Origin of the sequence: Vibrio sp. 10N.261.46.E11, assembly GCF_041472735.1 — a bacterium.
Taxonomy (GTDB): Bacteria; Pseudomonadota; Gammaproteobacteria; order Enterobacterales; family Vibrionaceae; genus Vibrio.
The window spans coordinates 58,287-71,512 of the sequence record NZ_JBFRQW010000015.1 but is presented as its reverse complement, the minus strand read 5'-3'; the positions used below and the strand labels follow the sequence as shown (position 1 = coordinate 71,512).

The 13,226-nt window shown below is 43.0% G+C and carries 10 protein-coding genes; 4 read left to right on the top strand and 6 right to left on the bottom strand.

Features of this window, described 5'->3' with window-relative positions:
* Positions 1-129: 129 nt before the first annotated feature.
* Together AB4407_RS05065 and AB4407_RS05060 are read right to left on the bottom strand one after the other, a co-directional pair.
* A complete protein-coding gene (locus AB4407_RS05065; protein ID WP_372119275.1) occupies positions 130-1,632 on the bottom strand; it encodes an HD-GYP domain-containing protein in 1,503 nt (500 codons plus the stop codon).
* Between the two features lie 287 nt (positions 1,633-1,919).
* Positions 1,920-2,219 carry a hypothetical protein gene (locus AB4407_RS05060; RefSeq protein ID WP_009847048.1) on the bottom strand — a complete coding sequence of 100 codons (300 nt, stop codon included), beginning with the start codon at positions 2,217-2,219 and terminating at the stop codon, positions 1,920-1,922.
* Positions 2,220-2,439: 220 nt separating this feature from the next.
* On the opposite strand from AB4407_RS05060, the gene AB4407_RS05055 reads away from it, so the two are divergent.
* Positions 2,440-3,843, top strand: a complete 1,404-nt coding sequence (locus tag AB4407_RS05055; protein ID WP_372119272.1) for a PLP-dependent aminotransferase family protein — start codon at positions 2,440-2,442, stop codon at positions 3,841-3,843.
* Positions 3,844-3,969: 126 nt separating this feature from the next.
* Complete coding sequence (locus tag AB4407_RS05050; RefSeq protein ID WP_372119269.1) at positions 3,970-4,176, top strand: hypothetical protein; 207 nt, start codon at positions 3,970-3,972, stop codon at positions 4,174-4,176.
* A 168-nt stretch (positions 4,177-4,344) separates the two neighbouring features.
* Here AB4407_RS05050 and AB4407_RS05045 read toward each other — a convergent pair whose 3' ends face one another.
* From AB4407_RS05045 to AB4407_RS05035, 3 genes are all read right to left on the bottom strand, one after another.
* Positions 4,345-5,712, bottom strand: coding sequence for a hypothetical protein (locus tag AB4407_RS05045; RefSeq protein WP_372119267.1), 1,368 nt, complete (start codon positions 5,710-5,712; stop codon positions 4,345-4,347).
* A gap of 290 nt (positions 5,713-6,002) precedes the next feature.
* Positions 6,003-7,403, bottom strand: a complete 1,401-nt coding sequence (asnS, locus tag AB4407_RS05040; protein WP_017060416.1) for an asparagine--tRNA ligase — start codon at positions 7,401-7,403, stop codon at positions 6,003-6,005.
* Between the two features lie 280 nt (positions 7,404-7,683).
* Complete coding sequence (locus tag AB4407_RS05035) at positions 7,684-9,309, bottom strand: methyl-accepting chemotaxis protein (RefSeq protein WP_372119264.1); 1,626 nt, start codon at positions 9,307-9,309, stop codon at positions 7,684-7,686.
* A 327-nt stretch (positions 9,310-9,636) separates the two neighbouring features.
* Between AB4407_RS05035 and queD the strand changes: the two genes are divergently transcribed.
* A complete protein-coding gene (gene queD, locus AB4407_RS05030) occupies positions 9,637-9,999 on the top strand; it encodes a 6-carboxytetrahydropterin synthase QueD (RefSeq protein ID WP_009847038.1) in 363 nt (120 codons plus the stop codon).
* A gap of 597 nt (positions 10,000-10,596) precedes the next feature.
* Positions 10,597-11,739 carry an amino acid permease gene (locus AB4407_RS05025; protein WP_372119284.1) on the top strand — a complete coding sequence of 381 codons (1,143 nt, stop codon included), beginning with the start codon at positions 10,597-10,599 and terminating at the stop codon, positions 11,737-11,739.
* 105 nt (positions 11,740-11,844) lie between these two features.
* Here AB4407_RS05025 and AB4407_RS05020 read toward each other — a convergent pair whose 3' ends face one another.
* Positions 11,845-13,206, bottom strand: a complete 1,362-nt coding sequence (locus AB4407_RS05020; RefSeq protein WP_065584174.1) for an L-serine ammonia-lyase — start codon at positions 13,204-13,206, stop codon at positions 11,845-11,847.
* Between the last annotated feature and the right edge of the window lie 20 nt (positions 13,207-13,226).

Here is a 13,226-nt window from a genome sequence, read left to right as displayed (position 1 = left end):
TACTACGATTGGTATTAGTTAATATGTGTTTGATTGTTTAGCAGATACGTGTATTTATTAAAGATTACCCTAGAAAATACTCAAAGGAATAATCGTTAAGATTTAACTTATTAATGACTTTCGAAAAGGCTAAGCAGGTTGAGCAATAAAACTTTCACGCTCAAGTTCACTTTGTACGTTTTTTCCATCTTTGTAGGTCGCCGCAATGAAAACAAACTCTTGTTCAACGGCAAGAAAAGCTTTTACAACTTGAGGATCAAAATGCGTCCCATCACCTTCCAATATAATCTGTTTCGCTTGCTCATGGGTAAAGGCTGGCTTGTAGACTCGTTTTGATATTAATGCGTCATAAACATCGGCCAATGCCATTAAGCGGCCGGACAGAGGAATATCTTGACCAGACAGTTGGTTGGGATAACCGCTGCCGTTCCATTTCTCGTGGTGAGTGAGAGAAATCTCTTTCGCGACTCTTAAGAAAGAACTGCTTCCCAATTGCTTTTCTGCAATAGATAACGCTTCGGCGCCAATAGCAGGGTGACCTTTCATTATCTCAAACTCTTCATCCGTCAGTTTGCCCGGTTTCAATAAAACGCTATCTGGAACACCAACCTTACCCACATCGTGCAATGGGGCAGACTTGTAGAGCAGCTCAATATAGTTTGGCGTTAATAAACTTGCGTGGATTTCAGATTTGCTGAGCTCTAGTGCGAGTACCTTTACGTATTCTTGAGTTCGTAAAATATGGGCGCCAGTTTCGTTATCTCGAGATTCTGCAAGTGCAGACAAACTAACAATCGCTACGTCACGTGTAGTTTTTACTTCGTCTTGGGCATTTTCTAGGCTATCAAGCATTGTATTGGTCATAGATGCTATTGACCCAAGCTCGTTGTAGCTAAAAATAGGTAATCGAACGCCTTGCTCACCATTAGTAACTTTACTTAATGCATGCTCTTGGCTTAGAAGAATGCGCTTAATCAGTTTGCTCCATAAAGTCATGATAGTTATCGCGTACCCGCCCAGTACAACCGCCAAATAAATAAACTCTTTGATCACGCTGATCTTGCCCGTGCCATCTAACAAACGGTCGGGGTTGTTTTCTAGCCAGAAGATGTCTTTGACGGCAACCATAGTCAGCATGGCGGTCAGGGTTACCATAAGCACGACGACTAAACCAATCATTTGCTTAACTAGCGAACTTCTTTCTCCAATCAGGTGGAAGTCAAACTGACCAGTTGTCTCCATTTTGTCGATTTGAGCGAGCTTGGCGCTTAACTGAAGAATGGTTCCGGTAAAGAAACCAAATAGACTCATGCCGAACAGCACTTTCAAGTTACTGTCTATCGTGAAGTCGTAGCTTAGGTTGTAATACAGAGCGAGAGGAACACTAGCCGTTAAAAATAATAGAGTATCGACTTGTGCGAATCGACCTTGTTTGACTAAGGTGTGTTGCGATAGCAAATAATGACGCGCTAGCCACAATAAGATAAAGACACTACTGACTTGGGTGAAAATTTCTAACGTCATTAAGCTTTCGAGCATCGGGCATACCCGACTGCCGTAGGTGCCAAATAGCACGCCAGCGATGACGTATAATTGAGTCGTTAGCGGTTGATTGTAGTTCGAATTATCCATCGATAAGCCTTTATTCTCAGGTTCAAAAATTTGTTTTTAGATCTACATAGCTGTTATAGATTCATACAATTTTACTGATTCACGATTTGTTGAATTACATGTGTTTTATATAGCTGTCGTGAATGAGACCGGAAATTCTATCGATAGCTTTCGTGGATTGATACAAGAAACTGGTTTGTGCTAGTGATTTGTTAGCTAGGTGGGGGGTATTGCAGCATTTTTATGAAGATACTTGAATAGCCTCAGTTGAGAGTAGAGGCTATTAAGTCGGTACGAATTAAACCAAGTTACTTTTTAAGATTGATTTCAGATTCAATTGAGTTGGTTTCAATGTCTGGGTGAGATGCTAGTTTGTCTGATGCCCATTGGTTTAGGTGTTTCAGAATAGCAGACACCGCGTGTTTCTCAGTTGGTGCTTGGTCTTGATCGACGTCGATCTCCTGCTTTGGATGTGAGCCTGTTGCATCTTCAGCGATATGGAGCCAGTCTGGGTGCCAGTAATATGGCTGGCCACTCGGTGTTGTCCAACTATGAACACCGTTTGACTCTCCTTTATAACTTAACTGGTCTGCTTCTATTTTTTTCATTTTTATCTCGCATGTTTTTTGGATTACATCAAATTATAGAGGCGTAGAACGAACTTGGCTCTCGCCTTGGTTACAAACTTAGCAAAGCATACAAAGTTATCTGTGAATCAATTCACACTATTATAGAAATTAGGCTCAATCATATGGATAGCAGTAATAGTTGATAACGTTAGTGATAAAATCTCAGGCTTATTAGAATTTCTCTAGGTAGTACAATTAGATGGCGCGTTATGAAGAGCTTGCAAAGGATATTCGAACTCAGATAGCGAACAACACGTGGCGTTCAGGAGAAAAGATCCCTTCCGTCCGCATGAGTTGTCGCAATTACAGCGTCAGCAATAGTACTGTCTTACAAGCTTACCAATTGTTAGAAAGCGAAGGGTGGATCATCGCTAAGCCTCAGTCGGGCTACTTTGTTGCACCACGTGTGGACAGTTTTGGGTACGAACAACCGCTAGTACGTGAAAAAAAAGCCATTAATGATCGCTTATTCGATTTTTTGAAGTCGAGTTCCGCCGAGGGCGTGATTCCTTTTGGCTCCGCATTTCCAGATCCTGATCTTTTCCCATTACCTACTTTAACTCGAAACCTTGCGAGCGCTGGAAGAAAAATGACTGGCGCCAGTGTTATCAATAATCTACCGCCTGGTAGTGAATCACTCAGAAGGCAAATCGCTCAGCGGTATTTGCAGCAAGGCATTACGGTAAATCATCAAGACATCGTGATTACGTCAGGTGCAATGGAAGCGCTTAACTTGAGCCTGCAAACGGTGACTAAGTCGGGTGATAATGTTGTAATTGAGTCGCCTGCGTTTTATGGCGCTCTGCAGGCTGTAGAGAGGCTAGGCTTAATCCCTATCGAGGTCGATGTTTGCCCAATCAATGGGTTGAACATCGAACAGTTTGAAAGCGCACTACAAAACCAGGATGTAAAAGCGTGTTGGCTGATGACGACGTTTCAAAACCCGACAGGAACCAGTTTGTCGGAAGAATCAAAGCGCCGTGTGGTCGATATTGCTGAACAACACAAAACTTACATCATTGAAGATGATGTTTACGGCGACCTTTGCTTCGAAGGTCATAAGCCGAAACCACTAAAGGCCTTCGATAAAACCGATTCCGTTTTGCTTTGTGGTTCATACTCAAAAAGCTTATGTCCGGGTTATCGAGTAGGGTGGGTTGTGAACACGCGTTTTAACGATGCGATTCAAAAACTTCAGCTTCTTTCTACGCTGTCGAGTAGTGCTCCTGTGCAGCTTGGTGTTGCGCACTTCTTGACACACGAAAGCTACGACAATCACCTTCGTAAATTGCGTAAAAATCTTCTAATGAGAAAAAAGCGATTTATAGAGGTCATTAAGCAATATTTCCCACATTCCATCGAGATAGAAGATCCAGCTGGCGGCTACTTTGTATGGATTCGTTTTTCTGCCAAATTCGACAGTCAACAATTCCATCAACTCGCGATTGCACAAGGTATTAGCGTTGCATCGGGCGATCTATTTAGTGAGCAGGGCAAAGTAGATAACGCGATTAGATTGAACTTCTCTTATGAACTCACAGCAGAGAAAGAGCAAGCGCTGATCTTGCTTGGTAAGCTTGCGCATCAACTTACGCACTCGTAAACCTTAAGTCACTCATAAAAAAGACAATGATTGCAACTGTACGGGTTGTTTCTGGCTTAACTGTACGCCTTGTACAACAAAGAGTTGTGATTCAATAACGGTAGATTAAATATTGGAGATACCGTTATGTTGAAAGTGACTATGGGAAATGAAGTTAAGCTGGTTATTGTCGCGATTGTATGTGCGCTTCTGCTTATTCTTGGGCACGTACTATTAGCAAAAGCATTCGCTGATATGGCGTGGGCGGAATACACCACTGCAGCTATTCCGTTCGTTATGATGGCAATCTGCGGTTTCGCGATAAAATACGCAAAAGACCAAGATGTCGATTAAGTTTCTAAGTACACGCAAATGATCTTCTGGATCTCCGGCATAATTGGATGGGGCTGTTGAGCTATATTACTCCGTCCTCAATATGTAAATACATTTCAGAGCGGGGCAATAAAAACAAAGAAGCCCTGCTTATATTAAGCAGGGCTTCTTTTTTTCAATGCATAAAAATTACTTAGTAATTAGTGTGCTTTGCTTAGCATTGAACTCAAAGTTCGAAGTTTTAGTTACCGAACTTGTTACGACTGGAGCAACGCTACCTAGTATATCTCTCTTTGTTGTTCTTTCGTAATTGACCAGTTTAACTTGGTCACCCTTGAGAGTGCTCTCTACGCAGTTAGCAACAGTGACTAGCTTTCCTGATGCGAACTTAGTTTTAATTTTTTTACAGTAGTTAATTGTGTTAACTGATGGGTCTTTAACTAGGGAAAATTGTTCATCTGCAATTTCAACTTGGATCGCATTTTTTTTCAATTCGAATTGAACAGATGTATATGATGAATCAATGCCATAGTTTTCGATCATCAAACCCGTTTCAATTAACGGTTTAGGCGTGATGTGGTACTTATTATTAGACCTATATGCTGTATTTATTGTGTCCGTTTTTGAGTTATAGACAGTCATAGGCTGAGTTGATGTAGCTTTGAATACATACGATTTGGTAACAGGGTCTAGTTTACCATTACCCTTTAAGTAGGTTATTAACTCGTCTCGGTTTGATACATTGAACTGCTTGAATAGCAGTGAAGAGACATGATCGAGCGCGTATACGCTACTTCTCACGTGGTTTTCAACGGCGACAGCTTTCAAAGAGTCACTGATAACATCTAGTAGGTCATTGTTCAGTAAGCTGTTTTGGGGAGTGTAATTCGCTCTGAGGTCTTTGGTAATACTTGTCATTACTGATGCTAAGCCATACTTAGATACTTCAGCAGGCGTCATATAATGCATGCCATTCGCTGGAGCTGCTTTTAACGTAAACCAGTAAAAGTCGCTAGGCTTCGGTAAGCCCATTTTTTTATAGTAATCAATATAAGGCTTGTGCTGACTATGACCGATAGGCAGTGAAGCGCCTTGCAAAGACCCTTGTGCCCATGAGTGCACGCCTAATCGAGCGCCTGGTTCAACCGTCCTTTTCACACCCGCAGCGAAAAGATCAGTACCGCCCGACGCTACATGTCCAATCGAGCTAATGTAAGTGTTTAATTTTTTTGCTCTCACTTTGTACGCCAATTTGATGTTAGCGTCATCATCCATAGAGCCACCCATATCTACGAAATTCAATGTTTTCGTATTCGGGTGAGCTTTCATCAGATCGTCGAATGCTTTAGGGCTACCGGCACAGGCAACACCATTAACGCTAGCAACTGTTCCGTTGACTTTGAAGGTTAATGCAGTGTCTCCATTTAAAGGCTGCGAACATTTAGAGACAAAGACAGTGGGTTTTTGTGTTGGCTTTTTAGCGGGAGCTGATGAGCCTCCACCCCCACATCCGGCTAGAGTGATTAGTAAAGCTGCAGATAAAATGGTTGTTTTCATTGGTGTCCCTAAAAATTTACATTCACAAATTAGTTAGTACGAAGACTAATGCATACAGAGCATCAATACTGTATGGATTTGTCAGTCGTTCATTACATTAAATTACAGTAAGTAAGCTTTTGATTTGTAAAGTTAGATTTAAGCCGGTTATTGGAGGTTTGCTCATGAAAGTGAGCAGGTGAATCTGTGGGGACAAAAGGAATAGAGATAATATTAAGACATAAAAAAACCTCCGTATATGCGAAGGTTTTTTCTGATACTGACTTCTTTAAAGAAGAAGCAAGCCGATATTAGAAGTTTGCAGAGCGTGGAGTACGTGGGAACGGGATAACGTCACGAACATTGCCCATACCTGTTACGTAAGATACTAGACGCTCGAAACCAAGACCAAAGCCAGCGTGCGGCACTGTGCCGTATTTACGTAGGTCGCGGTACCAGCTCATGTGCTCAGGGTCGATACCCATAGCAATCATACGCTCGTCTAGAATGTCTAGACGCTCTTCACGTTGTGCACCACCGATGATTTCACCGATGCCTGGTGCAAGTACGTCCATTGCTGCAACTGTTTTGCCGTCGTCGTTTAAGCGCATGTAGAAAGCTTTGATGTCTTTCGGGTAGTTCTTAACGATAACAGGCGCTTTGAAGTGCTCTTCAGCTAGGTAACGCTCATGCTCAGAAGACATGTCGATGCCCCACTCAACGTCAAACTCAAATTTCTTACCAGAGTCTAGTAGGATTTGAATTGCGTCAGTGTAGTCAACTTGTGCGAAATCAGCGTCTACGAATTGCTCTAGACGAGTAATTGCTTGCTTGTCGATGCGAGAAGCGAAGAACTCAAGGTCGTCGCGGCGCTCTTCAAGAACAGCAGCGAAAACGTACTTAAGCATGTCTTCAGCCAGTTTCGCTACGTCGTTAAGGTCTGCAAACGCAACTTCAGGCTCAACCATCCAGAACTCAGCTAGGTGGCGGCTTGTGTTTGAGTTTTCAGCACGGAACGTAGGACCGAACGTGTAAACCTTGCTTAGTGCACAAGCGTAAGCTTCAGCATTAAGCTGGCCAGATACTGTTAGGAACGTCTCTTTACCGAAGAAATCTTCGTTGAAGTCTACGTCGCCTTTTTCAGTGCGCGGTAGGTTTTCCATGTCTAGCGTAGAAACACGGAACATTTCACCAGCACCTTCTGCATCAGATGCAGTGATAAGCGGAGCAGAAGTCCAGAAGAAGCCTTGCTCGTGGTAGAAACGGTGAATCGCTTGAGATAGACAGTTACGTACACGTGCTACTGCGCCAATCACGTTTGTACGTGGACGTAGGTGAGCAACTTCACGAAGGTATTCGATAGAGTGACGTGTCTTAGCCATTGGGTAAGTGTCAGCATCTTCAACCCAACCCACAACTTTAACGTCAGTTGCTGCTAGTTCGAAGTCTTGACCTTTCGCAGGAGACTCAACAATCTTACCTGTTACTTCAACAGAGCAGCCAGTTGTTAGCTTTAATACTTCGTTTTCGTAATTATTAAGATTATTAGGAACCACGGCCTGAATCGGGTCGAAACAAGAGCCGTCATAAATGGCAAGGAAAGAGATTCCAGCTTTGGAATCACGACGTGAACGGATCCAGCCGCGAACAGTTACTTCACTGTCTACCGCTAGCTTGCCGCCAAGTACGTCTGTTACAGGCGCGTAAGTCATGTTGATTTCATTCTCCATTGAGGGACAAATTCAACTCAAAGTCTCTGGCATTGCTGCAAATAAACATACATTTGCACAATAATTAGCCGAAACATTAAGTTGTATAAACTTTTTAAATCGATTGAACATATTACCTGTCATACCGACAGCTTCAACCTTTATTCTTGCTTGGTGAAAGAAATATTGTGTCTATCGAGGATAAAAATCAATAAGGGCTGATTTTTTACTCTATTTTCTTCATTTCAGCGAAGAGTTGTCCTTTTGATCTCTCTATTGAAGACTAATTCTTACGGCTTTCAGAGTTGGAGAGTGTGAATTGATTGATAAGAGATTCAAGGTGATCAGACAGTTCTTCTAAATCATTACTGATTCCACGAGTCTCTGCTGCAGACTGCGAAGTGTTGTCGGCGTGAGAAGTGATGGTTTCAACCTTCTGTTGAACATCTAGAGTCGCGTGTGTGGTGGATTGCGCCTGTTGCTGAATATTTTGTGCATGAGCCAACACTTGTTTCATTTCTTTAACGACACCGTTCATTTCAACAGACAGCGCGTCGATATCGGTTGAGCTTTGATGCGCTTGTTCGCAAACGCGATCGGTAGAAGTCAGCGATTCTTCACTGCCTTGCTGAAACTGATGAATGATTGACTCGATGCTGCCAGTTGCTTCTGCTGTTCGTGATGCAAGATTACGAACTTCATCTGCAACGACGGCAAAGCCACGACCTTGTTCTCCCGCCCGAGCCGCTTCAATCGCAGCATTCAAGGCTAGAAGGTTGGTTTGGTCGGCAATCCCACGAATCACACCCAATATTGAAGATACCTCTCCGGTTTGCTCATTAAGTGTCTGTATCTTGTGTTTTACTTCTTCAATACTGCTGACTAGGTTCTTTATCTCACTACTTGCATCATGTGCTTGATTGGCACTCTTACACGCCACATCGGCGGTATGATTGATAAGCTCTGAAGCCGTTAAAGTCGCTTGTTCTACATTGACTTGCTGTGTCTGTATCCCTTCGATATTGTTTTGCACTTCTGCCGTTTCGTTTTGTTGATCGCTGGCGGCTTGCTCGGTAATTTGCGCAACATTAGTCAGTTGGTTGGCGGACGCGTTCAACTTGTGCGAAGTGTCTTGTACCTTTTCCAAACTGTTAGAAACGGTGCCCATGAATGAGTTGATGGAGTTAGCCAGCGTACCTATTTCATCCTTGCTTTGCTCTGGCAGGCGAGTTGATAGGTTCTTATCATTGCTGACTTGGGTCATAAAGCGAGATGTATGTTGAAGAGGGCGTACGATTATCTTACGAATCAATCCCATAGTAAGAACGAATCCGGCAAAGGAGATCACCGCCATAATACCAATAGCGGCCATGGTTTGAGTGTTGATCAGTGCGTTAACGTGGCTGAGGTTATACTCTAGGCGAATTGCGCCTAATACTTCACCTTCTGGTGTCATATGACAGGCGACACAATTGGTACCTCGATAATCTTCACTCGACTTCATTGGCAGAGCAATAACCAAGCCTTTCCCCCAATCGGCAGAAAAGGGCTCGATAACGGTTTCACCCGCTAGCGCTCGTTTATCAATATCATCGACAGGCGTTTGGTTTTCATTGCCGGGGCCGTATAACTTGCTCACGGTATCGGCACGTAATACACGAACATTTTCAATACCTTCTTGAGCTAGCGCTTTCTGACGAAGTGTCTCTTTTTGGGCCATGGTGCCAGTGAGCATCATCATGTTGAGGCTATCGAAATAGTTACTCGCTTTGTCGTGTAATTGTTCACTTAACACGGAATTTACAAGTTGCTTTTGCTGCGAATATTGAAAGTAAGTCGATATTGCAAGTAGGAAAGTGAACACAATGGCCAGGGCCACTAGGATTTTAAAGGTGATTGTTGAGCGCATAATGTGTTTGTTTTTATTAATTATAATGACATGCATACTCTACTTGTAAGAGGTGCTACCACCTATGAGGTATAACAAATTGTGTGACCACACTCCGGTTGTGGTTATGTTTCTGTGATGTAGCGAGTTTGTTTCCTGTTGGAGGTGAAGGTTAAGCGTATGGTGATTTTCAAGCCATCTTTATATGTGTTTTATTGTGACTCAAGTGAGTGGCTAGCAACAAGCTCCCCCCTTGCCGATAATAAGGCCGGATAGTGGTGATAGAACTTGTAGTGTGTATTGGTTTTACGTAATATTGCGTGTCATTTTTTTAGCCTGAGAAACACAATGAGAACTGAGTTATACAAAGAGTTTATGTTTGAAGCAGCCCACCACCTTCCACACGTGCCAGAAGGGCATAAGTGCGGTCGTTTGCATGGCCACTCTTTTCTTGTTCGTTTGTACGTAGAAGGCGAAGTCGATCCGCATACTGGTTGGGTAATCGATTTTTCTGAAATTAAAGCGGTATTCAAACCAATTTATGACCGTTTAGACCACTACTACCTAAACGATATTGAAGGTTTAGAAAACCCGACAAGTGAAGTATTGGCTAAGTGGATCTGGAACGAACTAAAACCAAGCTTGCCGCTTTTGAGCAAGGTCGAGATTAAAGAAACATGCACAGCGGGTTGTATCTACCGAGGTGAGTAAGGTTTCAGTGTTATAATCTCCTACTCAGAATGAAACGAAAGGTGCTCTCAATAGCGCCTTTTTTGTATTCAGAATCTGACAATAATAAATTTGGTGAATGTGTTCGTTTTGTTTTAATTAATCGTGATTATTGGTTGAGTGGATTATTGGCGAATTTATATCCAAATGGTTAATTTGTTCAATTTAATAGCAAAAAGTGTGGTTATAGCGTTGTGTTTCAGAGTTCATTCGATAAGATGAAGTCACCTCTGATATTAGAGGAAGGGCAGCAACGGATACGCTGCTTCAAATACTATGGAATGTGACTTATTGATATTGGACACATACATGAAATTCAAGATTACATCACCGATTATCGAACCTACAGAAGGGTCACCACATCAGCTGACGGATTCTTCATCAGCTCACATCTATCATTACTCTCGCTTGTACTACTCGCTTTCTACTGCCTTTTCGCGATTTAACTCCGCTTATCGCTCCTATCGATATTCGTTTTAAAGCTTAACTTCTTTCGAATTTTCTTTGCATCTTGATTGATGACAGAGAACTACACCTATTAAAAACAAAATAAATAAGTTAAAGACAATGAATATTAAAATGATGGGTAGCTCCCTAATTATCGCTGGTACCGCTTTAGGTGCCGGCATGCTTGCAATTCCAATGGTATTAGCTCAATTCGGATTGCTTTACGGCACACTGCTGATGGTACTGATCTGCTTTGGTACGACTTACGCCGCATTACTACTTCTAGAAGCGACCATCAAAGCGGGTGGCGGTCTAGGGTTAAATTCTATTGCCCGAAAAACTTTGGGTAAACAAGGGCAGTTGATTACCAACGGCCTGCTTTACGCGTTATTGATTTGCCTATTAATGGCTTACATTCTGGGCGCGGGTGATTTGCTGAGCAAGTTACTGTCTAACTTTGGTGTAGACATTACCGCGACCACGAGCCAAATCGTGTTTACCTTGCTTGCAGGTGCCGTCGTCGCAAGTGGTACTGGTGTGATTGATAAACTCAACCGCGCATTGTTCTTCGTGATGCTTGCAAGTTTGTTTGCAACCATGGCGTTCTTGGCACCGAGCATGACTCAAGAAAACTTGATGCAGGTAACCAGCCATGACCACGTTGATTTAATCAAAACCAGTGCAATCCTGTTTACAAGCTTTGGCTTTATGGTTGTGATTCCAACTTTAGTTTCTTACAACCACGAAGCGACAGACAAACAGCTGCGTAACATGGTGATCGTCGGTTCTCTGATCCCATTAGTGTGTTACTTGTGCTGGTTGTTTGCGGTAGTGGGTAACTTGAGTGAAGAGCAATTCAGAAGCTTTAAGAACGTATCCGATTTGATGGCGGCGTTTGAGGCTCAATCTCCTTGGGTGGGTAATGTTCTGTCTACCTTCACTGGGTTGGCGTTGTTGACCTCTTTCTTTGGCGTGGCGATGGCGTTGTTCAACCAGAACAAAGACATGTTCAACCAAAATACGGCAGTAACGTACTGTATTAGCTTTATCTTACCGTTGGCAGGTTCACTGCTTGCTGCAGACAAGTTCCTACAAGTGTTGAACTACGCAGGTATCATCTTAGTGTTCTTAGCTGTGTTCGTTCCTCTGGTGATGGTTCACAAGCAACGCTTCATGAAAGTAGCAGAAGATAGATACAGCGCGGAAGGTGGCAAGCCAATGATGCTTTTCTCATTGTTGTTTGGTTGCTTCCTGCTTATCTCGCAAGTGATTTAATAAAACAATTTGGTTGGGTGAATAAATCAGTCAACCAATTTCAGTTACAAAAAAAGGAACGCATCGGCGTTCCTTTTTTATTATCGGTTTATTAATTCAGAGTGATTAACAAACAACCTTAACAGCCAAACCACCTTGAGAAGTTTCACGGTATTTAGCGTTCATGTCTTTACCTGTTTCTAGCATTGTTTCGATAACTTTATCTAGAGAAACAGTAGGTGCAGAAGAACGACGAAGTGCCATACGAGTAGAGTTGATTGCTTTAACAGCAGCAATACCATTACGCTCGATACATGGTACTTGTACTTGGCCAGCAACTGGGTCACACGTTAGACCTAGGTTGTGCTCCATGCCGATTTCTGCAGCCATACATACTTGCTCAGGGCTACCACCCATAAGCTCAGCAAGACCAGCAGCAGCCATAGAACATGCCACACCAACTTCACCCTGACAGCCAACTTCAGCACCAGAGATAGAAGCGTTACGCTTGTAAAGACCACCGATCGCGCCAGAAGCAGCGAAGTAACGGATGTAATCTTTCTCTGTCACTGTTTGGATGAACTTATCGTAGTAAGCCAATACCGCAGGGATGATGCCACATGCGCCGTTTGTTGGTGCCGTTACTACACGACCGCCAGCTGCGTTTTCTTCATTTACTGCGAAAGCAAACATGTTTACCCAGTCAACAACCGACATTGGGTCGTTAGTTGTTTTTTCTGAAGTCATTAGCTGTTGGCGAAGTGCTGCTGCACGACGAGGTACACGCAGTGGACCAGGCAGGATACCTTCAGTATTCATACCGCGATCCATACACTCACGCATCGTTTTCCAGATGTTAGCGAAGTAAGTGCGAGACTCTTCGTCTGAGTGGAAAGCCGCTTGGTTTTTCATAACCAGTGTACTGATAGAAAGACCGCTTTCTTTACACTGATTAACCAGCTCTTCAGCTGTAGTGAATTCGTAAGGTGCTTTGATTGGGTTTTCTTCTTCTTTGCCGAAGTTTTCTTCGTCAACGATGAAACCGCCACCAATTGAGTAGTACGTTTTTGAGTATGCGACTTCGTCATCAACCCAAGCATGAATGCTCATGCCATTCTCGTGTAGAGAAAGGTTGCTAGTGTGGAAGTTCATTCCGCCGTCGCGAGGGAACGAAACAGTATGACAGTGCATACCGACAGGTAGACGTTCAGTTTCTTCTACTCGAGCAATGAAGCCTGCAATAGAATCAATATCAACACGCTCAGGAGTATTGCCAGCAAGACCCATGATGATTGCGATATCTGTGTGGTGACCTTTCCCTGTCAGTGATAGTGATCCATATACGTCCACGGTGATTTTAGTGATGTCGCGCAATTTTCCCATTGAACGTAGGTCATCAATAAATTCTTTACCCGCTTTCATTGGTCCAACTGTATGTGAGCTCGATGGACCAACACCGATTTTATAGATATCAAATACACTAATCATAGCGATTACCTCAAAAAGAG